Genomic DNA, 24,795 nt, shown 5'->3' with positions numbered 1-24,795 from the left:
GAGGCACAGCGATGACTCCGACCACTCCCGTCGTCGGCCTGCCCGTGCAGACCGATTCGCCGCCGCGTTCGCGCTCGCCGCTCGAGCTCGCGTTCGCGCGCTTCCTTCACAACCGCGCGGCGTTGTTCAGCCTCGCGCTGCTCGTGCTGATCACGCTCGCCTGTTTCGTCGGCCCGTGGCTGCTCGCGGCCGATCCCGCCGCGAGCGACTGGGGCTCGATCAGTCTGCCGCCGACCTGGGCGAACCAGCACTGGTTCGGCACCGACGAGCTTGGCCGCGATCTGCTCGTGCGCACGCTGATCGGCGGCCGCGTATCGATCGAGGTCGGCCTGCTCGGCACGCTCGTGTCGGGCCTGTTCGGCGTCGCGTGGGGCGCGACCGCGGGCTTCGCGGGCGGCCGCGTCGACTCCGTGATGATGCGCGTCGTCGACATGATGTACGCGATCCCGTACCTGCTGATCGCGATCCTGATGATGACCCTGTTCGGCCGCTCGTTCATGCTGGTCGTGCTGACCATCAGCGCGTTCTCGTGGATCGACATGGCGCGCGTCGTGCGCGGCCAGACGCTGTCGCTGCGCAATCGCGAGTTCGTCGACGCGGCACGCGCGATCGGCGTGTCGCCGACGTCGATCGTGCTGCGCCACGTCGTGCCGAACCTGCTCGGCGTGGTCGTCGTGTATGCCACGGTCTCGGTGCCGAACATCGTGCTGACCGAATCGGTGCTGTCGTTCCTCGGCCTTGGCGTGCAGGAGCCGATGACGAGCTGGGGCGTGCTGATCCAGGACGGCGCGCAGAAACTGGAATCGATGCCGTGGTTGCTGCTGGCCCCGGCCGTCATGCTGTGCGTGACGCTCTACTGCGTGAACTTCGTCGGCGACGGCCTGCGTGACGCGCTAGACCCGAAGGATCGCTGAAGATGGCCGCTCTACTGGAAGTTGAAAACCTCGGCGTGCGCTTCACGCGCAAGGATGCGCCGCCGATCGACGCCGTCAACGGCGTGTCGTTCTCGCTCGAAGCCGGCAAGACGCTCGGCATCGTCGGCGAATCGGGCTCGGGCAAGAGCCAGACCGTGATGGCGCTGCTCGGCCTCCTGGCCGGCAACGGCACGACGACCGGCGCCGCGCGCTACCGCGGCGACAACCTGCTCGACATGGATACGCGCGCGCTGAACGCGGTGCGCGGCGATCGCATCGCGATGATCTTCCAGGATCCGATGACGTCGCTCAATCCGTTCCTGACGATCGAGCGGCAGATGACCGAGACGCTGCAGCTGCATCGCAAGCTGTCGCGCAAGGCCGCGATCAAGCGCGCGATCGAGGCGCTCGAATCGGTGCGTATTCCCGATGCGGCGCGCCGCATCCGTATGTATCCGCACGAGTTTTCGGGCGGCATGCGCCAGCGCGTGATGATCGCGATGGCGCTGTTGTCCGAGCCGGAAATCCTGATCGCCGACGAGCCGACCACCGCGCTCGACGTGACCGTGCAGGCGCAGATCATCGATCTGCTGCGCGAGCTGAACCGCGAGCGCGGCACCGCGATCGTGCTGATCACGCACGACATGGGCGTGGTCGCCGGCCTCGCCGACGACGTGATGGTCATGTATGCGGGCCGCACCGTCGAATACGCGCCGGCCGACTCGATCTTCGCGGCGCCGTCGCATCCGTACACGATCGGCCTGCTCAACGCGCTGCCGCGCCTGACCGACGCGGACGATGCGCCGCTCGTCGCGATTCCCGGCAACCCGCCGATGCCCGGCACCGCGCCGGCCGGCTGCGCGTTCGCGAAGCGCTGCACGTATGCGGAAGAACGCTGCGGCGCCGAGCGCCCGGCGCTCGAAACCTATGGCGCCGCAGGCGCGGTGCGCGCATGCCACCGGCCCTTGGCCGATCTGACGGGAGGTCTGCGATGAGTGTCGATGAACGCCGCCAAGCCGGCGCGACGGACGACACGCTGCTGTCCGTCGACAATCTGAAAGTGCATTTCCGCGTGCCGCTCGGCGGCTATCCGTGGTCGCCGAAGGGCACGCTGCGCGCGGTCGACGGTGTGTCGTTCGACGTCAAGCGCGGCGAGACGGTCGGGCTCGTCGGCGAATCCGGCTGCGGGAAATCGACGCTCGCGCGCGCATTGATCGGCCTCGTGCCGATGACGGCCGGCACCGTGAAATGGCGCGGCCAGGCCGTGGCGCCCGATCACCTGCGCGGCACCGCGATGCGGCGCGAAGTGCAGATGATCTTCCAGGATCCGCTCGCCTCGCTCGATCCGCGCATGACGATCGAGCAGGTCGTCGCCGAGCCGCTCGTCACGCACCACCCGGGCCTCGGCCGTGCCGAAGTGCGCCGCCGCGTGATTTCGATGCTCGAACGCGTCGGCCTGAACGCGCATCACCTGCTGCGTTATCCGCATGAGTTTTCCGGCGGGCAGTGCCAGCGCGTCGGCATTGCGCGCGCGCTGATCAGCGAGCCGAAGCTCGTGATCTGCGACGAACCCGTCTCGGCGCTCGACGTGTCGATCCAGGCGCAGATCGTGAACCTGCTGCGCGATCTGCAACGCGAACTGTCGTTGTCCTATCTGTTCGTCGCGCACGATCTGGCGGTGGTGAAGGCCATCAGCCAGCGCGTGCTCGTGATGTATCTCGGCCGCGTGATGGAGTTCGGCACGCGGCATGACGTGTACGGCGTGCCGCAGCACCCGTACACGAAGGCGCTGCTCGATGCGGCGCCGACGCCGGAGCCGGCGCGCGAGCGTGCTCGCCGTCCGATGCTGCTGGCGGGCGAGATGCCCTCGCCGCTCAACCCGCCGTCCGGCTGCGCGTTCCGCACGCGCTGCCCGGTCGCGATCGACGCGTGCGCGCAGGACGTGCCGCTGCCGGAAGTGCGGCAGGGGTCGGCGGCGCGCGTCGCGTGCATCCGCGCGGGCGCGGCGTGATGTGAAGTGACGCAGCACACATAACCAAGGCAGGTCAACAGGGGTAGGTGCGGCGCGAACGATCTTCGCGCCGCGGGTACAGGCGCGTCCTTAGCCGGGCTCGCCGGGGGGCTGGGAGCGGATCGCGACCGGCGTGGACGATATCAACACAAGACGAGAATGACGATGAAACAGCAGAAGAAGATCGGGACGGCATCGAAGATGCTGCTTGCCTGGGGGCTGCCGGCGCTTGCCGGCGTCTCGCTGACGGGCGTCGCGCACGCCGACGACGCGGCGCCGGCGCCGCTGACGGTCGCGCAGGCCGCACCGGCCGCACCGGCCGCCGGGTCGGGCGCATCCGTTGCGCAGGCAACGACGCCGAACGCGATTGTCAACGCCGAGGCGACCCAGGCCGTCACGCCGCCCGACGAGCCGTCGGCACAGTCGAAATCGAACGGCTTCATCGCCGACAGCCATCTCGACTTCCTGTTCCGCAACTATGCGGACGTGCTCGACAGCAAGGGCGGGCCGCATCGCCATGCGTGGGTCCAGGGCGCGATGGCGAACTTCGAGTCGGGCTACACGACCGGCCTGATCGGGATCGGCTTCGATGCGTCGCTGTATGCGGCGCTGAAGCTCGACGGCGGCCAGGGCGCCGGCAGCATGGTGCACATCGCGAAGGGCGGCGGCGGCGGCAACCAGCTCGCGTGGGCGTATCCGGGCATCTACGACATCAAGGCGCGCATCTCGAACACGGTGGTCAAGTACGGTCTGCAGGCCGTCGACAACCCGTTCATGGAGCAGCACGACAACCGCGCGCTGCCGCCGACGTTCCTCGGCGCGACGCTCGTCAGCAATGAATTCAAGAACGTGATGCTCGAGGCCGGCAGCTTCACGAAGACCGACGCGCGCGGCCATACGACGCTCACCAACCTGACGACGCAGTACGGCGGCACGCGCATCAATCGCCTGTCGTACGTCGGCGGCACGTGGGACTACTCGCCGAACGGCGAAGTCGCGCTGTACGCGAACCAGGCCGACGACGTGTGGCACCAGTACTACGCGTCGGTGAAGCACAGCATCGGCAGCCCGCAGACGATCAAGTGGACCGGCTTCGGCAACGTCTACTCGACGCACGACACGGGCGATGCGCTGCAAGGCAAGATCAACAACAACGCGTACAGCCTGTCGCTCGCGGCGCAGCATGGCCCGCATGAACTGCTGCTCGGCTTCCAGCACGTGCTCGGCGACCAGTTCTTCGACTACCTGAACGAAACGAACGGCATCTTCCTGACCAACTCGATGGACGTCGACTACAACGCGCCGCACGAAAAATCGCTGCAGCTGCGTTACACATTCTACGGCAAGGAAGCGGGCCTGCCGGGCTTCAAGGCGATGGTGTGGGGCGTGACGGGCTGGGGCGCGGACGGCAGCGCGGGCGCGGCCAACGACCCGAGCAAGTCGAGCATCTACTGGAGCAACGGCGCGCCGGTGCAGGGCCGTCACCACGAGTTCGGCTTCATCCCGTCGTACACGTTCCAGAGCGGCAAGCTGAAGAACACGAAGGTCACGTTCATCGCGATGTGGCACAACGGCTCGGCACACTACTCGGACGCGACGAACACCGAGTACCGTCTGGTCGTGAACCTGCCGCTGCACGCGTTCTGATGGAACGGGGACGCACGTCCCCGGTGTCGTACACGCCGGCCTGCGATCGGTGCGATCAGGCCGGCTTGTGCCAGCCCGCTACGGAATCGTTCGCGGCGGGCGTCTCTTCCGCGAGCGCCGTGAGCTGGCGGCCCGTATCGCGCCATGCGTCGAGGCCGCCGCGCAGCGCGAGCGCATCGGTGAAGCCTGCATCGAGCAGGCGCTTCGCCATCAGCGCGGCCGTCACCTCGTTCGGACACGAGCAATACACGACGAATTTCTGCGTGAGCGGATAGCGCGCGACGATATCGCCGATCTGGCGCTCGTCGGCGAACTGCGCACCGGGAATCGTGAACGGGTCGAGCTTGCGATGCTCGGGCGAGCGCACGTCGAGCACCACCGGGGCGGTGGCGTCGCGCAGCAGCACGTCGAGTTCGTCGACGCCAATCCGCGCGTTCGCGAGCTGGCGGATCAGCGCACGGCGGCGCATCCACCGCACGGCCGCATAGACCGCGAGCAGCGCGACGATGACCACCAGCACCGCGCGGCCGAGGCGGCTCGCGCCGGCGAACAGCCAGTCGATCTGCCGGTAGAACACGAGGCCGGCGCCCAGCCCGACGATCGTCCACAGCGCGGCGCCGAGCGCGTCGTAGCCGGCGAACGTGCGATAGCGCGTGCCGAGCGCACCGGCCATCGGCACGGACACCAGCGACAACCCCGGAATGAAGCGCGCGACCGCGAGCACGCGCACGCCGTAGCGGCCGAAGAAGCGCTCGGTCTTTTTCACGCAGGTATCGCGCGACAGAGACAGCCGGCAGATCGTCTTCAGCGTCGTGCCGCCGTAACGCCGCCCGGCCACGTACCAGACCGTGTCGCCGATCAGCGCGCCGAGCACCGCCAGCACCACGACCGTCACGAGCTGCGAGCCGATCATCGCCGGATGCATCGCGGACATCGCGCCGAACAACACGAGCGTCGGCATCGCGGGCACCGGCAGGCCAATGGCCGCCGCGAGCACGTTGGCGAATACGAGAAGCGGCCCGTACTGGGCGACGAGGTCACGGAGCATGACGGCTGGCCGAAAAGGAAACGCGTGGGCGGGAAACGCAGACAGACCGATTATCGGCCTTTTTCAAGACAGTGGCGGGAATGACGCAAAGCGCCTGACGGCGGCAGGGGGATGGAGGTGAGCCGACGCATTGCACGCGGCTCACCGTTCGGAATCACGAAGGCGTACGGGCGAGCGATGCGGCGCCGTGGTTTTCGCCGGGCAGCTCGGCGCCGTGCGAGCGGATCGCCGCGATCAGTTCGGCCGGCGTGATCTCGTAGCGGACCTCGCGGTGGATGCCGGGCTTGCGTTCGTCGACCTCGATCAGCAGCACGCTCTTGCCGTCGCCCGTGGCTTCGAGCCGGAGCGAGCGCAGTTCGCGGCCGTCGGCCGCGTCGTGTTCGGTGAGCAGGGTCATTGCCCCGGATGAGCCGGTAGTGCGCATCGAACCTATCCTCGTGTCGTGGATGCCGTAGCGGCAAAGATGTCTTTGTTGAATACAGCTTGACGCAGTTTAACGCGAACGGGCCGCGGCACGGAGCATTTTCGTGGGGCTGAAAAGAGGGTTATACCACCGATCCTTCTGAAGTTTGAGCCGCGCCGGGCGGGCGTCTCCGCCGGATCGGGGACCGGCCGAACCGGTACCCGAACGGCGTTCGCGGCCACGCCGGCGTGGGCGGCGACACGCGTCGCGCCGCGCGTCGCCGCGGCGGCGTCAGAAGCGGTCGGCGAGCCCCATCGCCGGGTCGCTCACCGAGTGGCGGCCGGTTTCCACGCGGCCGGCCACGCGGCGCGAGAAGCTCGCGTCGCTGTCGGCGGTCACGATGAAGTCATACCAATGGCCGGTCGAGTCGAGCTTCCAGTGCAGTTCGGACTGGTCGCCGGCGTGCACCGTGACGGTCCATGCAGTGCCGGCGCCATGGCCGTTCTCGTTGCCATGGCCATGACCGTGATCGTCGTGTCCGCCGCGCCCGGACAGCGGCCCGTAGACCTGGTTCGACTTGACCGTGAAGCGGACCGTGCCGCCGCCGTCGTTGCGCAGCCGCAGGTGGAGGTTGCCGCTCGCGCCCGCATAGCCGACGCGCACTTCCGGAAGCGGCGCGCGGGCCCCGGCCACGCGGCTCAGGTCACCGGTGAAGCGGCGGTGAAAGCCGTTCGGGCCGAGCACCCACAGGTCATATTTACCGCCATCGTCGGCGCGCGCGGCCCAGTCGCCGTGCAGCTTCTTGCCCGGCTCGACGACGTAGCGCCGCGGCAGCCGGTCGAGGTGCAGCTTGTCATAGACGTGGAACACGGCGGCGGCGCGGCCGGTGTTCGCGAACTTGAGCGTGACCGTGCCGGCGCCGGCATCGGTGCGCGCGCTCGCGTGCAGCTCGTACGGCAGCGCGCGCGACGGACGCACGCCGGTGGCCTGCGCGGGCGGCGCGGGTGTGGCGGGCGGCACGATCTTCGGCGCGGTTTGCTGCGCGGCGCTCAGTGCGTCGACCTGGCTTTTCGTCGCTCGGCCCGCGAGCGTCGGCAGCGGCTCGTCGTTCGGCGTGCGGAAATTGAATGCGCTCGTCAGATCGCCGCACACCGCGCGGCGATACGCGCCGATCTGCGGCTCCGCGACGCCGAAGCGTGTCTCGAGGAAGCGCAGCGTCGACGTATGGTCGAACACCTGCGAATTGACCCAGCCGCCTCGGCTCCACGGCGACACGATCCACATCGGCACGCGCGGGCCCGGCCCGTACGGACGGCCGTCGGCCGCCGGCTGGCTCGACGTGGCCGGCGCGAAGTCGTGGTATTCGGCCGCGACGTCGGCGGCCGACAGCGTATGGCCGCCCGCGAGCGTGCCGTCGGCGTTGCGCGACGGCACGGCCGGCGACGGCATGTGATCGAAGAAGCCGTCGTTCTCGTCGTAGTTGACCAGCAGCACGGTCTTGCTCCAGACCTCCGGGTTCGCCGTCAGCGCGTCGAGCACGGCCTGCACGTACCAGCCGCCTTGCGCGGGGCTCGACGGCCCCGGGTGTTCGCTGTACGCGGAAGGCGGAATGATCCACGACACTTCCGGCAGCTTGCCGTTGCGGATGTCGTCGCGAAACGTTTCGAGAAAGCCGTACGGCATCGTGTTGCCGAAGCCCTTCGCGAGCGGGCTCAGCGGATCGTCGATCGCCGGGTCGTAGAACGCGCCGGCCGCCGTCACCGGCTGCGTGATGTCGGTCGCCGCGACGTACGCGGGCCGGCGCGCGGCCGGCATCTGCTCGATCGCCGCGCGCCAGTGGCGGAAGCTCATCATCTCGTTGCAGCCGAAGTTGTCGATCAGGCTCTGGTAGACCTTCCAGTTCACGCCGGCCTGTTGCAGCCGGTCGGCATAGGTCGTCCAGGTCCAGCCCTGGCTCGACGGGCCGATGTCGTTGCCGCCGTTGAACTGGTTGTTCAGCGCGGCGATCTTCACGCGGCTGCCGTCGGCCGGGCTGATGCCGTTCGGGCCGTTGGTGCCGCTCCAGTAGAACAGGCGGTTCGCGATCGTGCCCGTGTGCATCCCGCAGTGGTAGTGGTCGCACAGCGTGAACGCATCGGCGAGCGCGCGCTGGAACGGCACTTCGGCCGCGTCGTAATAGCCCATCGACAGCGGCGTCTTCGCGTCGGGCCAGCGGTTCATCCGGCCGTGATCCCACGCGGCCTGCGCATCGGCCCACGTGTGCGGCGTGCCGCCCGCGCGCTGCGCGTTGCCCTGCCGCGCGTCGAGGTGATACGGCGTCACGGTCGCGCGGGCGTCCCCTTCGTGTATGCCTGATAGAACACGTCGCGGCCGTTCGGCGACGGCACCGCGAAGCGGTCGCCATAGCCGCGCACGCCCTTGAACGTGCCGAAGTAGCTGTCGAACGCCCGGTTCTCCATCATCAGCAGCACGACGTGCTTGACGTCCTGGATGGTGCCCGTTTCGTGGAAGGCGGGAATGGCGAGCGCGCGGCGGATGCTCGGCGGAAACGCGGACAGCGCAGCGGCGGTGAGGCCGGAACCGGCGGTCTGCTGAAGGAATTTGCGGCGTGACGTCATGGCGTTCGGATCCTGTGAGGGTGGAAGCGTTCGTGAGTGCGTCTGGTGGTGCCCGGGCGTTTTCCCGCCCCGGGGCGAGCGCCGATGCGTGCGCGTTCGGGGCGTCGGCCGCGTGTCGCGGCGCTGCGGGCATCGCACGCGATGCCCGACGCCCGACGTCGCGCGGATGCCGCGGCCTCGTCGCCGCGATCCCGTGCGCCGCGCGCTCGTGATGCGCGGCGCAGGTGTCGGCACACACCGGCCCGGCGCATGCCGGACTGGGGCGGCGCCCAGTCTAGGGAGGCGACATGACGTCGACGTGATGAAGAAATGACATCGCATGCCGCGCACGTGACGTTGCGTATGCAACGATGCGGCGCAGCGCGATGCGAAGTGGAAAGCGGTCGGAAATTACCGATCGCCGCAGGTGTGACCGGTCAGAATTTTCCGGATCTTCTGGGATGGCGGGAACGCGTTTCGTTGCGGATGCAACCTGACGTGCGACCGCGTGACCCCCGTGTTTCAAATGCATGAAATCGGCTAAGCTCGATGCGTTGCTGCGCGCCTGCGCAGCCCGCGCTTTCGGCGCGACTTTTCGGAACCGGCCCACCCATGACCGATATCAGGATCCGGCACAGCGAGACGCACGACGTCGACGCGATCCGGCAAATCGCCGCGCATCCCGCGGTGTACATGAATACGTTGCAGCAGCCGTTTCCGTCGCTCGAAAAATGGCGGAAGCGGCTCGACACCATACGCGAGCACGGCGTGAGCCTCGTCGCCGAAATCGACGGTACGGTGGTTGGCCATCTCGGCCTGCATCCCGAGCCGAATCCGCGCCGGCGCCACGCGGCGGCGCTCGGCATGATGGTCGACGCGGCCCGTCACGGGCGCGGCATCGGCGGCCGGCTGCTCGCGGCCGCGATCGATCTCGCGGAGAACTGGCTGAACGTCACGCGTCTCGAGCTGACCGTGTTCACCGACAACCGCGCGGCGATCGCGCTCTACGAGAAACACGGTTTCCGTATCGAGGGCGAATCGCCGGATTACGCATTGCGCGACGGCGTGCACGCGTCCGTGTATCACATGGCCCGGATCAAGGCGCGGCAATGAAAGGCCGGCCGTCGCGGACGTGACGGCATACGCTGCCGCGCGTCATATCCAATCGAGAATTCGTTCGTTTTCCTTCGGCTGTACCCGTCGTATCGTCGAACGATTTGCCGGTCGCCGCGGCCGGCTTCGCTTTTCCGTATCGATGCATGCGCGGCGCTGCATGTCGGCTGGCCTCATCGTCATCGCTTCACGGCCCTCGTTGCGTGCGCGGCATCGCCCTGAAACCGTCTTTTCAACGGAACCCGCTTCGATGAAAACCGTTCTCCGCAATCTCGCCGCCGCCTGCCTGTTCGTTGCCGCCGGTGCGGCGCTTGCCGCCGCCACGCCCGCGGGCGCCCCGGCGACGAGCGCATCGTCCGGCGGTGCGCATCTGCCGCCCGGCATCACGTGGCAACACGGCGACGTCGATGCCGCGTTCGCGCTCGCGAAGCGCGAGGGCAAGCCGCTGCTGCTGTACTGGGGCGCGGTATGGTGCCCGTCGTGCAACCAGGTGAAGTCGACGATCTTCAGCCAGCAGGCATTCAAGACGCGTTCGTCGTTCTTCGTGCCCGTGTATCTCGACGGCGATACCGAAAGCGCGCAGAAGCTCGGCGAGCGTTTCAAGGTGCACGGCTATCCGACGATGATCCTGTTCCGCCCCGACGGCACCGAAGTGACGCGGCTGCCCGGCGAAGCCGATCTCGACCGCTACATGCAGGCGCTGTCGCTCGGGATGACGGCCGCGCACCCGGTGCGGCAGACGCTCGCGACCGCGCTGAAGAACGGCGCGGCGCTGACGCCGGACGAATGGCGCCTGCTGGCCGACTATTCATGGGATACCGACGGCGCGCTGCCGGTGCCGGCCGATCGTGTCGCGCAGACGCTGCAGTCGCTCGCGCAACGCGCGCGAGCGGCCGGTGCGAAAGCCGAATCGGCGCGCTTCGCGCTGAAGTCGGCGGTGGTTGCCGCGTCGGACGACCCGACGCAGGCCGGCGCGCTCGACAAGGCCGCGCTCGCCGATTCGCTGCGCACGGTGCTGCATGATGCGGCGCTGTCGCGGGCCGATTCGGACGTGCTGGTCGCGGCGCCCGCGCGCGTGGTCGCGTATCTCGGCCGCGACGACGCGCAGCGCACGAAGTTGCGCGGCGCGTACGACACGGCGCTCGCGCGCCTGTCGACCGATACCACGCTGTCGTCGATCGACCGGCTGATGGCGCTGCACGGTCGCGTGCTGCTCGCGCGCGGCGACGCGCGCAACGGCGCACCGCCTGCCGCGCCGGCGCTGGCCGACACCGCGCGCAAGCAGATCGCCGCGTCGGTGCAGGGCGCGGCGAACGCGTACGAGCGGCAGGCGCTCGTGAGCGAAGGCGCGGACACGCTGACCGACGCGGGGCTGTACGACGAATCGGATGCGTTGCTGAAGGCCGAGTTGCCGCGTTCGTCCACGCCGTATTACTTCATGTCGGGACTGGCCGCGAACGCGAAGGCGCGCGGCGACAAGGCGGCCGCGCTCGACTGGTATCGCAAGGCGTACGACGCGGCGAGCGGGCCGGCGACGAAGCTGCGCTGGGGCGCGACTTATTTCGCGAACGCGGTCGAACTGGCGCCGGACGATTCGGCGCGCATCGAAGGGATTGCGGCCAGCGTGCTCGCGCAGGCCGGCAAGACCCGGGACGCGTTCTACGGCGCGAACCTGCGCGCGCTGACCAAGGTCGTCACGCAGCTGAACCGCTGGCGCGGCAGCGGCGCGCACGATGCGTCGGTTCGGTCGGTCGTCAGGCAGTTCGACGGCGTGTGCGGCAAGCTGCCTGCCGGCGATCCGCAGGCGGCCGCGTGCGCGAAGCTGATTCAGCCCGTGAAGGCGTAACGGGGCGGGGAAGGATCGTCGGGCGGCCTGGACGACGGATTACCGGCCCCACTCCGACGATGCGCCGCGATCGCTGCCGTATCCGGCGTCATGCTCGCGGGCGATCTTCGCTTCGGCGGATACGATGCTGGCCGGGTAGAACCAGTCGCTCGACTGGAAGCCGGCCTGCTTGAGCGCCTTGACCTCGGCGTGAACCTGCGCGCGCGTGAGCGGTGGGTTCGACTGGGCCTGTGCGGCGAACGGGGCCGAGACGGCCAGGGCGAGGGCAACGGCTTGGATCAGGCGCTTCATGATCGGGACCTCCACGATTCCGGTGAATCGCAGCGCTTCGTTCGTCGAAGCGCCGTGCGACGTTGAAACCAGTGTAGGCCGCGGCGGGCGCGCGAAAAATGCGATCGCGGCCAACGCAGTGTTTTGCTGCGGGTAACAATGGGTTTGGGGCGCGGTCGAGTGACGGCCCGGATGCCCGCCGACGTATTGAATCGGCGGGCACGGAAATGAAATCGGACCGGATGCGCATTCCGGAATTCTTTCCGGTGCGCATGCGGTCCGATCTTGAAAGGCGACGGCGTGCGGCGTATGAAGTGCCGCCTGGATGCCGACGCTTACACGAGCCCGGTCGCGTAGTACACGGCGATCACGAAGAACACCGCGAGCGTCTTGATGACGGTGACCGCGAAGATGTCGCGATACGACTCGCGGTGCGTGAGGCCCGTGACCGCGAGCAGCGTGATGACCGCGCCGTTGTGCGGCAGCGTGTCCATGCCGCCGCTCGCCATCGCGACGACCCGGTGCAGCACCTCCATCGGGATGTTGGCGGCCTGCGCGCCCTTGATGAACAGGTCCGACATCGCGGCGAGCGCGATGCTCATGCCGCCGGACGCCGACCCCGTGATGCCCGCGAGCGAGCTGACCGATACGGCCGCGTTGACGAGCGGGTTCGGGATGCTCTTCAGCGCATCGCTGACGACGAGAAAGCCCGGCAGCGCGGCGATCACGCCGCCGAAGCCGTATTCCGACGCGGTGTTCATCGCGGCGAGCAGCGCGCCGGCGACGGCGGCCTTCGAGCCGGCCGCGAAGCGGCCGCTGACGCGCTTGAACGCGGTCAGCACGACCAGCACGATACCGAGCAGCAGCGCGGCCTCGACCGACCAGATCGCGACGACCGTCTTGATCGACGTGGTGACCGGCGCGTGCACGCCCGGCAGCACTTCCGGCGCGACCGTATACGACGCGGCGCCGTACCACTGCGGGATCAGCTTCGTGAACGCGAAGTTCGACACGCCGACGAGGATCAGCGGCAGGATCGCCAGCGCGGGATGCGGCAGCGCCTTCGCCTCGACGCGCTCCGGCTCGTTGACGAGCGACGTGCCGTAGCCTTCGCCCTTCGCCATCGCGGAACGGCGGCGCCATTCGAGATAGGTGAGGCCGACGACGATGATGAACAGCGAGCCGATCGTGCCGAGCGCGGGCGCGGCCCACGCGGTCGTCTTGAAGAACGTGGTCGGGATGATGTTCTGGATCTGCGGCGTGCCGGGCAGCGAATCCATCGTGAACGAGAACGCGCCGAGCGCGATCGCGCCGGGCATCAGCCGTTTCGGGATGTTGCTCTGACGATAGAGTTCGGCCGCGAACGGATAGACCGCGAACACCACGACGAACAGCGAGACGCCGCCATAGGTGAGCAGCGCGCACACCGCGACGATCACCGCATTCGCGCGCGAGCGGCCGATGTAGCGGATCGCCGCATGGACGATGGACTCGGAGAACCCGGACAGTTCGATCACCTTGCCGAATACGGCGCCGAGCATGAAGACCGGGAAATACAGTTTGACGAAGCCGACCATCTTCTCCATGAAGATGCCGGAAAAGACGGGTGCGACGGCGGCGGGTTCGGTCAGGAGCACCGCGCCGAGCGCGGCGATCGGTGCGAACAGGATCACGCTGTAGCCGCGATACGCGGCGAACATCAGGAACGCCAGCGCGGCGAGGACGATCACGAAAGACAAGGGAGTCTCCTAAAAGCTTGGAATGGCTTTGGTTGTTGTTCGATCGCGCGATGCGCCGCGGACCGGCTCAGGTTCGTGCAGGTTTCGTGCCATCGGCCGGCGTGCGCCGCAGGGCATGGGGCCGCCGGCGGCCGGCGGGCCCGCGCCGGTCCAGGTGTGACGATTCTACATAAAACGTCTCCATCTGGAGACGTTTCGGCCATCCGGCCAACCCACGAAATCGTGCAGGGCTTTCCCGGATAACGCATTGCGGCGTGTCTCCAGAGTGAGATAATCCGTCTCGTTCCGGAGACATCCGGTCGACAATATAGGGAGACGACGACACGATGATGAACGACTGGGCCCGCCTGCCCGTCAACTACGGCGACGTGCTGCGGCGCGCTGCCGAGTCGCTGTTCCGGACCTTCGAGGATTCGAGCGCGGGCACGGTGGTCGTCGATCGCGACGCGCGCGTCGTGTGGATGAACGAGCGTTACGCGGCGCGCTTCGGATTCGCCGATCCGCAGCAGGCCGTCGGCCTCGACTGCGAGGCCGTGATCCCGAACAGCCTGATGCGCGAGGTCGTATCGACCGGCCAGCCGATCCTGCTCGACATCATGGAGACGGGCCGCGAGCCGCTCGTCGTCACGCGCCTGCCGTTGAAGAACGAGGCCGGCGAGACGGTCGGCGCGATCGGCTTCGCGCTGTTCGATCAGTTGAAGACGCTCACGCCGATTTTTTCCCGCTATGCGCAGCTTCAGCAGCAACTGATCGCGACGCAGCGCTCGCTCGCGCAGGCGCGCCGCGCGAAATACACGTTCGCGAGCTTCGTCGGCACGAGCGCCGCGAGCCTCGAGACCAAGCGCCAGGCGCGCCGCGCGGCGCAGGTCGATTCGCCGGTGCTGCTGCTCGGCGAGACGGGCACCGGCAAGGAGCTGCTGGCTCACGCGATTCACGCGGCGTCGGCGCGTGCGCTCCAGCCGCTCGTGACCGTCAACGTCGCCGCGATTCCCGACACGCTGCTCGAAACCGAATTCTTCGGCGCGGCGCCCGGCGCGTACACCGGCGCCGATCGCAAGGGCCGCGTCGGCAAGTTCGAGCTGGCCGATCGCGGCACGCTGTTTCTCGATGAGATCGGCGACATGCCGCTGCCGTTGCAGGGCAAGCTGCTGCGCGTGCTGCAGGACAAGGAGTTCGAGCCCGTCGGCTCGAACCGGATCGTGCGCGCGGACGTGCGCATCATCGCCGCCACGTCGGCCGACCTGCCGGCGCTGGTGGCGGCAGGGCGTTTCCGCGCGGATCTCTATTACCGGCTGAACGTGCTGACGATCCATGCGCCGCCGTTGCGCGAACGCGCATCCGACATCGCGGCGCTCGTCTACGCGGCGCTCGAGGAACTGGCCGCGCAGCACGGGCGCGCCGCGCACTGCGAGCTGACCGACGATGCGCTGCGGATGCTGTGCGCGTACCCGTGGCCCGGCAACGTGCGCGAGTTGCGCAATACGCTCGAACGCGCGCTGATGCTGTCGGACCGTTCGGTGATCGATGCGCGCGCGCTCGCGCCGTTTCTCGGGCCGGTGCGCATCTCGCCGGACAGCGCGGTGCCGGCGCAGCGGGTTGCGGCGGCGCCGGCCGAGCAGCGCGCGGGCGATGCGGCGGCGGCCTCCGGTGCGCCGGTCGCTTCGTATGCCGATGCGCTGGCGGCGTGGGAGCGCCAGTTCCTGACCGATGCGCTGGCGGCCTGTGACGGCAAGGTCATTGAAGCGGCCGCGCGCATCGGCATCGGCCGCGCGACGCTGTACAAGAAACTGGCGGCGCTCGGTATCGACCGGTAGGTCGATCGGCGACGCCGATGCGGCCCGATGTAACCCATCGAACAGGAGGTCACGATGAAGCGGATCGGCTTCGCAGGGTGGTTGACCATGTTGCTGACGAGCGCCGCGCTCGCGCAGGCCGACAACACCGACGCGCCCGACGCACCTGATGCGCGGCGCAACTGGTACAACGATCCGTTCGTCGCGCTGTCGCAGGACGTGGCCGAATGCCCGTTGCCGCTCGGCCCGTGGATGACGCGCGCTGAGATGACCGACGATGCGCACTACCGCGCCGAACGCGGCACGACCTGCTGGCTCGCCCATCGCTGCACGAAGCCGAACTCGTATATGTATGACGCGTCGATCGCCGATGCGGCGAAGGCCCGCTTCGCCGGCTCCGATCGTCTGCGCGGCACGAGCCTGTGGATCACCGTGCAGCGACGTTTCATCTACGTCGAAGGATGCGCGGACACGACGCTCGATCGCCATGCGCTGCAACGCGAATTCGAGGCGCTTCCGGACGTCGAGCAGGTTTTCGTTCGCATCACGGATGATCCGCGCAAGCGCTTGCCGTACAAGGCGCGCGGGCAACCCGAGCGCGCGCCGGACTGACGGCCGAAGGGCAGCCCATGGCATACTCGCGACATTCAAAAAAAGGTTGACGGGAAGAACAATGAAACACATGCTTGCGTCGGTCTGTCGGTGGCCTCGGGCGGCCGTGATGTTGGCTCTGGTTGCAGGGCTCGGCGGGTGCGGTGGCAGTGCCCCGCTGTTCACGTCGGACGGGCGCCCGACCACTCAGGTGCAATGCACTGGCAGCGACTGGAGCAATTGCACGGACAATGCCCGGGCCATGTGCAACGGAGATTTCGACGTGATCCAGCAATCGACGGATGACGCCGTGCGAAATCTTCTCTTCGCGTGCAAGAAGAAAAGCGGTTATTGATCCCGAAATGACCGGCTGGGGAGACCACGATCGGGCGAAGCGCTTTTCTGTTTGCTTTGAGTCACTTGTTTTTCACGAATAACACTCATGGAGTCCCATCCATATGGCGACCTACAGGCAACTGAGCGCGCAGCTCGAACGGCTTCAGCAAAAGATCGACAAGGAACGTGAAAAGGCGATTGCCGACGCGATCGCGCATATCCGCGCGAAAATCGACGAATACGACATTACGCCCGAAGAGCTCGGTTTTCGCCCCGCAGGATCGGCCGCCGCCACTGCGGCAGCGAAGCCCAAGCGCACGTTGCCGCCGAAGTACCTGAACCCGAAGACGGGCGAAACGTGGAGTGGCCGCGGGCGCGCGCCGGCATGGCTCGGCAAGAATCGCGGACGTTTCCTGATCAAGGACTAACTCCCGAAAATACTCACCTTTCGTGCGCCGACCGACGGTGCGAACGGCCATGCGGCCTTCGCACCGTTTTGTTTTCGCGTAATCGTCACGCGATTTTCCCCGACGAATTGAAGTGCAATGCCGCGCAATTAACGGATCCCGTTTCGCGAATTCGCCTCGATCCGGTTGCATGTTGCGGGTAATTCCCGGAAACAACCGCGTAATGGCGCAATGCATGCGCAGTAGCATGCGCGATTTCCGCGGTGCATGCATGACGCGGATTTTCATCACCTTTCTCATGCTGATGCGGTGTGTCGTGCGATTCCCGAAGATACTCACCATGGCTCCTGTAAATCCTCACCTTTGAGAAGGCGGCTGCAGCGTCGTGCCGCATTGCGTGCCTCGTGCATGCGGCGCTGCGATGCCGGGCCGCATGTATTGCAGGTCCATGGTGCGGGCGTTGACGCCCGTCGCATAGTCGGCCGTTCGGCATATAGGCAGTCGCAAGCGCTTCGCCTATGCTTGGGGTTCGCGTCGATCGGCGCACGGCCCGCCCGGCCGCATGCCGATCGTGCCGTCTTTCGTCACCGCAGGGAGCCGATGTGACCGTTCGCCATCTCGATGCGTTGTTCCAGCCCAAGTCCGTTGCGGTCGTCGGCGCGTCGTCGCGCGCCGGCAGTATCGGCGCGATGGTGTGGTCGCGTGTGCTCGACGGCGCGTTCCAGGGGCCCGTGTGGCCGGTCAATCCGAAATATCGCGAGCTGGACGGGCATGCGGTCGTGTCCGATGTCGACCGGCTGCCCGCGCCGCCGTCGGTTGCCGTGATCTGCACGCCGCCCGCGACCTGGGCCGGCATCGTGCGCAAGCTCGGCGAGCTCGGCACGCGCGTCGCGGTGATCGTCGGCGAGGCGCGCACCGATGCCGATCGCGCCGCGGTCGATCGCACGCTGAAGGCGGCGAAGCCGTTCGTGCTCCGTATCGTCGGGCCCGGCAGCCTCGGCGTGTTGTCGCCCGCGCGGCATGCGCATTTCGGCGCGCCTGCCTATACGGCGCGATCGGGCGGCGTCGCGTGGGTGTCGCAATCGAATGCGCTGACGAACGCGGTGCTCGGCTGGGCCGATGCGCGGGGCCTCGGCTTTTCGCATGTCGTCGCGCTCGGCGGCGAATCCGATGTCGATGCGGGCGACGTCCTCGACTATCTGGCCAGCGATCCCGGCACGCGTGCGATCCTGCTCGAGCTCGATACCGTGCGCGCGGCGCGCAAGTTCATGTCGGCGGCGCGCGCGGCCGCGCGCAACAAGCCGGTGCTCGCGTTGCGCACCGGCCGTGCCGATCCCGGCGACGCGCTCTACACGGCGGCGTTCCAGCGCGCGGGCATGGTGCGTGTCGATGCGCTCGACGATCTGCTCGACGAAATCGAGACGCTCGGCGTCGGTCGCGTCACCGCGCGGGGCGCGGCGACGCTCGTGACGAGCGATGCGGGCGTGGCGAAACTGGCGGTCGATGCGGTGGCCGACGTGCGCGACGTGCTGACCGACTGGTCACCCGCGGCAACGTCGGCCGTCGCGGTCGCGCTGCCGCATCTCGGGGCGCCCGGCAATCCGCTCACGCTGGGCGACGATGCGCGTCCCGAGCACTTCGCCGCGGCGATCAAGGCGCTCGCCCCGTTTCCGCAGACGGGCACGCTGTTCGTCGTTCATTCCACTTCGCACAGTGCACCGGCCGAGTCGGTCGCGCGCACGCTGATCGATTCGCGGCAGTACGCGCATCGCGGCATCCTCGCGTGTTTCTTCGGCGCGGTCGACGCGGCGACGCGCGATGCGCTGCACGCGAACGGCATTCCGGTACACACGACGCCGCAGCGGCTCGCACGCGCGTATGCGCGTCTCGTCGACTACAACCTCGGGCGCCAGTTGTTGATGCAGACGCCGGAGGGCACGCCGCTGCAGCCGGCCGAGTGCGTCGCGTCCGCCCAGGCCGATGCACGCCGCCTGGTCGAAGCCGGTCAGCATGAACTGGCCGGCGAAGACGCGCTGCGCTGGCTGTCCCGTTTCGGTCTGGAGGGCGAGCAGTCCAACGAGCCCGCCGGCAAGAAGGTCGTCGATATCACGGTCGACATGTACGACGATTCGAACTTCGGTCCGGTGTTTCGCTATGCCGTGCCGCCGGCCGATGGCGTATCGGCGCCGTTCGTCGTCTACGGCCTGCCGCCGCTGAACACGGTGCTCGCCCGCGCGGTGATGGAGCGCTCGCCGTATGCGCGCAGCACGCGCGTCGAGCCGACGCTCGACGCGCTGACGGCACTGTCGCAGGTCGTCTGCGACGTACGCGAAGTGGTCGCGATGTCGGTCACGCTGCGCGTGCTGTCCGACCGCGCATCGGTGATCGCGCCGCGCATCACGCTGGCTTCGGGGCGCAGCCGGCTCGCGATCATGCCGTATCCTCGGCATCTCGAGCAGACGCTCGAGTGGCGTGGCGAGACGGTGACGATCCGTCCGATTCGTCCGGAGGACGAGGCCGCCCACAACGAACTGCTCGGTGCGATGACGCCGGAAGATCTGCGAATGCGTTTCTTCGGCGCGGTGCGCAGCTTCGATCATTCGCAGGTGGCGCGCATGACGCAGATCGACTATGACCGCGAAATGGCTTTCATCGTGTCGTTCACCGATGTGTCCGGGCGCGACCACACGCTCGCGGTGGTGCGTGCGGTCGCGGATCCCGACAACGATACGGCGGAGTTCGCGATCGCGGTACGGCCCGATCAAAAGGGCAAGGGGCTCGGCCGGCTGATGATGACCCGCATCATCGACTACGCACGCGCGCGCGGCACCGCATGGATGGTCGGCGAGGCGCTGCGCGAGAACTCGGCGATGATCTCGCTCGCAAAAGCTTGCGGGTTTGCGGTATCGACGACGGAGGAGCCCGGCGTCGTGGGTTTCAGGATGAAGCTGCAGCCGTAGGTGTCGGTCCGTGGTTCGACGCTTGAGGGCAGCGCATGGCGTCGATGTTGCAATGTGCCGCCATGCCGCGATTTCAGTGAGGAATGCAAATAACGCCACAGAGGTCTTCGCACTGAATCCACGGCCAACATGTCGGATCTGTCGATTGCGGCGATATCGCGACGCACGCACGGTGCCCGGAGACGCATGCAGCGTGCTGCGATGGTCACCTTCCGCAGCCGCTTCAATCGATGTGCGTGTACAGGTTCGTGGCCGCATTCCGGGCTTGCCAATTCAAGGCCGTCCCCAAGGTGAGACTTTTCGGGAACGGCGGGTGAGCTTTTACAGGGCAGTGTGGTGAGCCGATACGGGAGTGTTCGGTGAGCCTTCCCGGGAAGGGTCGGTGAGCCCCTGCGGGAGAGGCCGGTGAGCCTTTCCGGGACGCCTCGGTGAGCGCTTGCGGGAGCAATCGGTGAGGACGTTCGGGAGACATCAGTGAGCGTCTCCAGGAGTCTGCGGTGAGACTTTTCGGGAGGCTGCGGTGAGTGCTTGCGGGACGCCGAGGTGAGCTTTTTCGGGAGCATGCGAACGCACGGCTCCCGCGGGCGCGGCGCCGGCCAGTGCCGGCATGACGGCTGGGTGCGGGCACGCAGGAACCATGCCCGCGATCACATTCACGCAGCGAGTTTCGATGCCGCGTCGTTCACCTGGTCGCGCGAAATCGCGAGTTCCTCGAGGTGCGGATCGGCATAGACCGCGCCGGTTTCGCGCTCGAGGCGGGCGATCGTCAACGCACAGCGCGCGGTGTCTTTCGGCATCGCGATGAAGCGCTTGACCGACTCGCCGGACGTGAACGCATCGAACAGTGCGCCGCGCACGTCGTCCGGAAGCGTCTTGGTCCACTGGTACGGCTTGCCGTTGAACGTGATCGACGGCGGCAGCGTGCGTTCCTTCTTGGTCGCCGTGATGAGCCCGTAGGTGCGCGCCGCGTCGCCGATCTGCTCGGGCGAGAAGAGTTCGTCAGGCGTGATGTCGAACTGCTCGATGTAGTTCTCGATCGCCTGCATCGCGGCGGCACGATCGTCGCGCTTCTTCTGCGCGCGCGCGACGATGTCGCGCAGCTCGTCCGCTTCCTCGGGCGTGATCGTGAAGCTTGCCTGCTTCTGCTGAAGTTCGGAGAAACGCTGGAATTCTTGATCGTTCAGAAGTTTGGCCATGACATCCATCGGACACGACGGCCGCGACAACCGGCCGCCGTAGTTTTTGAGAGGGCCGCTATTCTAGCGTAGCGCCGCGGGCGCCCGATGCGGCATCGCGCATCGGGCGTCGCACGGGCGTCGCGCACAACCGGAGCCGGCGCCGCCGCGCCGTGGCCCGTGCGCGTTGCCGGGAACCCGCGTGTGTCAGCAGGTTTCGGTGCGGCACATCGACAGACGGGCAGCCGTGTCGCGCAGGGCGTCGACGACCACGTCGACGGACGGCGCCAGGTGCGCATCGATCCGGCGCATGTACGGGCACGTCAGCACCGCGATCGCATGGCCGGCCGGACCGAGGAGCGGCGCGGTCAGGTCGGTCACGCCGTACGCCTGGCGGCTGTCCTGGCGCAGGTAGCCGGACTGCCGGATCGACTGGCACGCATTCGCGAGCTCCTGCTCGTTCAGCGGCGCCTCGCCCTTGACCTTGCGATGCTCGGCCAGCATGTGCGCGCGTTGCTCGGCGCTCTGGAATGCCAGCATCATCCGTCCCGACGCCGTGTCGGCGAGGCCGACTCGCGAGCCGAGCCGGACCGACACGCCCCATGGGCCGGGCCCGTCCACTTGGGCGATCACGAGCAGGTTGCCGCGATCGTAGACGGACAGGTGGCACGACTGCTCGGCGGCATCGGCGAAGCGCTGCATCGGCGGCAGCGCCTCGGCGATCAGCCGGTTCATCGGCGGATGCCGGTGCGCAAGGGCGAACAGCTTGAGGCTGAGCGTGTAGCGGTCGCCGCCGGTCGAACGCATCACATAGCGGCGTGCGACGAGGCGTTCGAGCATCCGGTAGATTTCGCTCGCATTGCGGCCGAGTTCCTTCGTGATTTCGGTGCGGGTGAGTCCTTCCTTCTGCTCGGACAGGAGTTCGAGAATGTCGAGGCCCTTGTCGAGCGCGGGTGCGCGGTAGCGATCAAGAGCGGCCATCGATTCCCGTGCGTCGCAGCCGGGAAGCGGGTCGTTGGTTGTCTGCATTGTCGGTGTGAAGTTGGGGGATTACCGTCGATCGGTGGCGACGCACGCTGGCCGGTTCTGCTCAGCGTATGGCAATGAAAGCCATCCGTACGAGCTTAGCAATAAACATATAGTGTGCAATGCAGCGTCTTTTTACCGATCATTACGTGACAAGAACGGATGGGCAAACGTTTTCGATGACAGGGGCACCCCGAATAGCCAGTATTCATGCCCCGATGGCAGGCACTCCTGCGAATGACGGCCGGCGGATCGACGTGGATGCGGCGCGTGTTGCGCCGCAGCTTCGGCAGTCGCACCAATAGTCGGTATCCGTCGCGTGTCATTTCACGGCGCGCGGCCGATGGTACAAAGGCTGGCGGGCCGCCGTCGCCGATGCGCAGACCGGCGGCCGCCCGTTCGATGCGCGCCGTACTGCCGTGCGGCGCCACGATCGCTGCGCCCGTGCGACGCTTGCGCATCGGCGGCATGCCGCACGCGGCGCCGACGCGTGTAATCGGCGATCGACGATCAGTCCGGCGCGTGGCTGTGAAAGGCCGCGTCGGCCGGTATCCTGTCTCATTCGACAACAGAGGTTAAGCACGATGAAACTGCTTCGCTATGGCCCGTCCGGCCAGGAAAAGCCCGGCATCCTCGACGCGGCCGGCCGGATTCGCGACCTGTCCGCGCATGTGCCCGACCTTGCCGGCGATGTGCTGTCCGACGCGGGTCTCGCGCGGCTGCGCGCGATCGATCCGGCCACGCTGCCGCTCGTGTCCGGCGAGTCGCGCATCGGTGCATGCGTCGGCCAAGTCGGCAAGTTCATCGGCATCGGCCTGAACTATGCCGACCATGCAGCCGAAGCCGGCATGCCGGTGCCGAAGGAGCCGGTCGTGTTCGGCAAGTGGACGAGTTCGATCTGCGGCCCGAACGACGGCATCGACATCCCGAAGGGTTCGGTCAAGACCGACTGGGAAGTCGAGTTGGGCGTCGTGATCGGCGCGAAATGCAAGGACGTCGACGAAGCGCGCGCGCTCGATTACGTCGCGGGCTATTGCGTCGTCAACGACGTATCCGAGCGCGAATGGCAGATCGAGCGCGGCGGCCAGTGGGACAAGGGCAAGGGCTTCGACACGTTCGGCCCGATCGGCCCGTGGCTCGTCACGCGCGACGAAGTGCCCGATCCGCAGCGTCTCGACCTGTGGCTCGAGATCGACGGCCATCGTTATCAGAACGGCAACACGCGCACGATGGTGTTTACCGTCGCGCAGCTGATCGCGTATCTGTCGACCTGCATGACGCTGCAACCGGGCGACGTGATCACGACCGGTACGCCGCCGGGCGTCGGCATGGGTATCAAGCCATCGCCGGTATACCTGAAGGCCGGTCAGATGGTGCGTCTCGGGATTGAAGGACTCGGCGAGCAGTTGCAGCGCACGCGCAACGCGCAATAGGCGCTTGAGCGGCGCGGGCTGACCGGAGGATGCGGCCACCTGCACGCTGGCCATGTTGCCCGACTCGTCGGCATGACCGCCGACGGTGATCAACGCGAAAAAGCCGCGATATAGCCAACCACCAAGAACCCGATTCCCCGCGAGGCGGAATCGGGTTCTTGTCGTTCGTGCCCGTCCGTGCGAAGCGAATCACACGACGTTGTCGAGTTCGCAATGCGCTTCGAGCCGATACCCGTCGGGATCGACGACGAACGCCGCGTAATAGCCGGGGCCGTAGTGCTCGCGCTTGCCGGGCCCGCCGTTGTCCTTGCCGCCGTGCTCGAGCGCGGCGCGGTAGAACGCGTCGACCTCGAGCGGCGACGCGGCCTTGAACGACAGGTGCAACCCCGAATCCGGATCGGCGACGACAGGCCGGGCCGCGTGCTGCAACCACAACTCGGGCTCGGTCGTGCCGTAGCCGAGGGCGCCGTCGTCGCTATACAGACGCTTGTAGCCGAGTGCGCCGAGCGCGCTGTCGTAAAAGGTGCGGCTGCGGTCGATGTGGGCAACGCCGAACGAAAGATGGTCGATCATCTGTGGCTCCTTGAACTGAGGGGACGTCAGTGCGGCAAACCGGCCGACAGGCACCCTGTCAGCCGCCTGTAGCGAAGCGCGCCGGGCGTGCCGTCGTCGTACCTGCGGCCAGCGGCGGTGTGGATAACGCCGAACGAAAAGCGATCGATCATCTGTGTCTCCTTGGGTTGAAGGGGGCTTCGGTGCAGCCAATGTGTTTTTTAACCATCATGCCGGTTATCTTAGAAATCGCTCAGGCGCTTGTCAACCGGCATGGTGGTTAGATACGATCGCGTCATGAACAAAACGCAACCTTCCGTCACTACGGACTGTCTGGTCCCGGCACCGCCCGAAACGTTGAGCCTCGATTTCGCGAACACGCTGTATTGGCGCGGCAGCGAACCGCCGACGGAAACCTTCGGCACGCTCGACGACCTGTTCGCGTGGTGCCGCGAGCAGGCGGGCGTACCGGCCGGCCTCGTCGACGCATGTCGCGTGCCCGACGAGGAGAAAGGGGAAGAGAGAGGGGACGAGCCGGCGATGCTGGCGCGCGCACTCGCGTTGCGCGAGACGCTATACCGGCTCTTTCACGCACAGGCGGAGCAGCGCGAGCCGCAACCCGACGACCTCGCGCTGCTCGGCGGCTTCCTCGCGCAAGCGTCGCCACGCGTTGCGCTGGCGCGCGTCGACGGCCGCTATGCGTGGCGGATCGACACGTCGGATGCGACGCTCGCAGGGCTGTTGAGCCCGGTGCTGTGGTCGGCGATCGACCTGCTCGGCGGCGCGCGGCTCGCGAAGGTCAAGCGCTGTGCGAACGACGCATGCCAGTGGCTCTTCATCGACGACAGCAAGAACGGCAGCCGCCGCTGGTGCTCGATGTCGTCGTGCGGCAATCGCGCGAAGGCGTATCGCCACTATCACAAGGCCGAATGAC

The 24,795-nt window shown here is 67.4% G+C and carries 22 protein-coding genes and 1 pseudogene; 13 read left to right on the top strand and 10 right to left on the bottom strand.

Annotation, left to right across the window (positions count from 1 at the left end; genetic code table 11):
- Positions 1–11 precede the first annotated feature (11 nt).
- The 4 genes from QZM72_RS04975 (at position 12) to QZM72_RS04960 (ending at position 4,572) form a co-directional block, all read left to right on the top strand.
- On the top strand, positions 12–914 hold the full coding sequence (locus QZM72_RS04975; RefSeq protein ID WP_301737377.1) for an ABC transporter permease: 903 nt from the start codon (positions 12–14) through the stop codon (positions 912–914).
- Between the two features lie 2 nt (positions 915–916).
- Complete coding sequence (locus tag QZM72_RS04970; RefSeq protein ID WP_089470818.1) at positions 917–1,909, top strand: ABC transporter ATP-binding protein; 993 nt, start codon at positions 917–919, stop codon at positions 1,907–1,909.
- Positions 1,906–2,925 (top strand): ABC transporter ATP-binding protein, encoded by a 1,020-nt coding sequence (locus QZM72_RS04965; RefSeq protein WP_301737376.1) that lies wholly within the window; start codon positions 1,906–1,908, stop codon positions 2,923–2,925. Before QZM72_RS04970 ends, QZM72_RS04965 begins: the two co-directional genes overlap by 4 nt.
- Before the next feature lie 165 nt (positions 2,926–3,090).
- Complete coding sequence (locus QZM72_RS04960) at positions 3,091–4,572, top strand: OprD family outer membrane porin (RefSeq protein ID WP_301737375.1); 1,482 nt, start codon at positions 3,091–3,093, stop codon at positions 4,570–4,572.
- 55 nt (positions 4,573–4,627) lie between these two features.
- On the opposite strand, the gene QZM72_RS04955 is transcribed toward QZM72_RS04960, so the two are convergent.
- From QZM72_RS04955 to QZM72_RS04945, 3 genes and pseudogenes are all read right to left on the bottom strand, one after another.
- Entirely contained in the window at positions 4,628–5,620 is a 993-nt protein-coding gene (locus tag QZM72_RS04955; protein WP_301737374.1) for a DedA family protein/thiosulfate sulfurtransferase GlpE, read from the bottom strand.
- A gap of 154 nt (positions 5,621–5,774) precedes the next feature.
- Entirely contained in the window at positions 5,775–6,044 is a 270-nt protein-coding gene (locus tag QZM72_RS04950) for a hypothetical protein (RefSeq protein WP_059581751.1), read from the bottom strand.
- A gap of 270 nt (positions 6,045–6,314) precedes the next feature.
- Positions 6,315–8,641 (bottom strand): annotated as a pseudogene (locus QZM72_RS04945) (phosphocholine-specific phospholipase C).
- A gap of 591 nt (positions 8,642–9,232) precedes the next feature.
- Between QZM72_RS04945 and QZM72_RS04940 the strand changes: the two are divergent.
- Both QZM72_RS04940 and QZM72_RS04935 read left to right on the top strand, forming a co-directional pair.
- Positions 9,233–9,733: a GNAT family N-acetyltransferase gene (locus QZM72_RS04940; RefSeq protein ID WP_301737373.1), complete on the top strand. Its 501-nt coding sequence runs from the start codon at positions 9,233–9,235 to the stop codon at positions 9,731–9,733.
- 250 nt (positions 9,734–9,983) lie between these two features.
- Positions 9,984–11,579 carry a thioredoxin family protein gene (locus tag QZM72_RS04935; protein WP_301737372.1) on the top strand — a complete coding sequence of 532 codons (1,596 nt, stop codon included), beginning with the start codon at positions 9,984–9,986 and terminating at the stop codon, positions 11,577–11,579.
- A gap of 39 nt (positions 11,580–11,618) precedes the next feature.
- Here QZM72_RS04935 and QZM72_RS04930 read toward each other — a convergent pair whose 3' ends face one another.
- Both QZM72_RS04930 and QZM72_RS04925 read right to left on the bottom strand, forming a co-directional pair.
- Complete coding sequence (locus QZM72_RS04930) at positions 11,619–11,870, bottom strand: DUF4148 domain-containing protein (RefSeq protein ID WP_301737371.1); 252 nt, start codon at positions 11,868–11,870, stop codon at positions 11,619–11,621.
- Positions 11,871–12,184: 314 nt separating this feature from the next.
- Complete coding sequence (locus QZM72_RS04925) at positions 12,185–13,588, bottom strand: GntP family permease (RefSeq protein ID WP_301737370.1); 1,404 nt, start codon at positions 13,586–13,588, stop codon at positions 12,185–12,187.
- A 326-nt stretch (positions 13,589–13,914) separates the two neighbouring features.
- Between QZM72_RS04925 and QZM72_RS04920 the strand changes: the two genes are divergently transcribed.
- From QZM72_RS04920 to QZM72_RS04900, 5 genes are all read left to right on the top strand, one after another.
- The gene (locus QZM72_RS04920; protein WP_301737369.1) at positions 13,915–15,402 is read left to right on the top strand and encodes a sigma-54-dependent Fis family transcriptional regulator; all 1,488 of its coding nucleotides are present in this window, start codon (positions 13,915–13,917) and stop codon (positions 15,400–15,402) included.
- 54 nt (positions 15,403–15,456) lie between these two features.
- On the top strand, positions 15,457–15,993 hold the full coding sequence (locus QZM72_RS04915) for a BON domain-containing protein (protein WP_301737368.1): 537 nt from the start codon (positions 15,457–15,459) through the stop codon (positions 15,991–15,993).
- 61 nt (positions 15,994–16,054) lie between these two features.
- Positions 16,055–16,327 carry a hypothetical protein gene (locus QZM72_RS04910; RefSeq protein ID WP_082741903.1) on the top strand — a complete coding sequence of 91 codons (273 nt, stop codon included), beginning with the start codon at positions 16,055–16,057 and terminating at the stop codon, positions 16,325–16,327.
- A 103-nt stretch (positions 16,328–16,430) separates the two neighbouring features.
- Positions 16,431–16,736: an H-NS family nucleoid-associated regulatory protein gene (locus tag QZM72_RS04905; protein WP_089470808.1), complete on the top strand. Its 306-nt coding sequence runs from the start codon at positions 16,431–16,433 to the stop codon at positions 16,734–16,736.
- Between the two features lie 581 nt (positions 16,737–17,317).
- Positions 17,318–19,675, top strand: a complete 2,358-nt coding sequence (locus tag QZM72_RS04900) for a GNAT family N-acetyltransferase (protein WP_301737367.1) — start codon at positions 17,318–17,320, stop codon at positions 19,673–19,675.
- A gap of 653 nt (positions 19,676–20,328) precedes the next feature.
- Here the strand turns inward: QZM72_RS04900 and QZM72_RS04895 are convergent.
- From QZM72_RS04895 to QZM72_RS04885, 3 genes are all read right to left on the bottom strand, one after another.
- Complete coding sequence (locus tag QZM72_RS04895) at positions 20,329–20,880, bottom strand: hypothetical protein (RefSeq protein ID WP_006480314.1); 552 nt, start codon at positions 20,878–20,880, stop codon at positions 20,329–20,331.
- A 177-nt stretch (positions 20,881–21,057) separates the two neighbouring features.
- Complete coding sequence (locus tag QZM72_RS04890) at positions 21,058–21,879, bottom strand: IclR family transcriptional regulator (protein WP_089470806.1); 822 nt, start codon at positions 21,877–21,879, stop codon at positions 21,058–21,060.
- 95 nt (positions 21,880–21,974) lie between these two features.
- Positions 21,975–22,337, bottom strand: coding sequence for a hypothetical protein (locus QZM72_RS04885; RefSeq protein WP_301737366.1), 363 nt, complete (start codon positions 22,335–22,337; stop codon positions 21,975–21,977).
- Between the two features lie 123 nt (positions 22,338–22,460).
- Between QZM72_RS04885 and QZM72_RS04880 the strand changes: the two genes are divergently transcribed.
- A complete protein-coding gene (locus tag QZM72_RS04880) occupies positions 22,461–23,309 on the top strand; it encodes an ureidoglycolate lyase (RefSeq protein WP_301737365.1) in 849 nt (282 codons plus the stop codon).
- A gap of 189 nt (positions 23,310–23,498) precedes the next feature.
- On the opposite strand, the gene QZM72_RS04875 is transcribed toward QZM72_RS04880, so the two are convergent.
- On the bottom strand, positions 23,499–23,882 hold the full coding sequence (locus tag QZM72_RS04875) for a VOC family protein (protein WP_089470804.1): 384 nt from the start codon (positions 23,880–23,882) through the stop codon (positions 23,499–23,501).
- A 26-nt stretch (positions 23,883–23,908) separates the two neighbouring features.
- Positions 23,909–24,034, bottom strand: coding sequence for a hypothetical protein (locus QZM72_RS04870; RefSeq protein ID WP_301737364.1), 126 nt, complete (start codon positions 24,032–24,034; stop codon positions 23,909–23,911).
- A 100-nt stretch (positions 24,035–24,134) separates the two neighbouring features.
- Between QZM72_RS04870 and QZM72_RS04865 the strand changes: the two genes are divergently transcribed.
- Positions 24,135–24,794 carry an ABATE domain-containing protein gene (locus QZM72_RS04865; RefSeq protein WP_301737363.1) on the top strand — a complete coding sequence of 220 codons (660 nt, stop codon included), beginning with the start codon at positions 24,135–24,137 and terminating at the stop codon, positions 24,792–24,794.
- The last annotated feature ends 1 nt before the right edge of the window (position 24,795 follow it).

This window comes from Burkholderia sp. AU45388 (genome assembly GCF_030481585.1).
Lineage (GTDB): Bacteria > Pseudomonadota > Gammaproteobacteria > Burkholderiales > Burkholderiaceae > Burkholderia > Burkholderia sola.
Note: the sequence above shows the minus strand (reverse complement) of the source record. Positions and strands in the feature narration are given on the sequence as shown.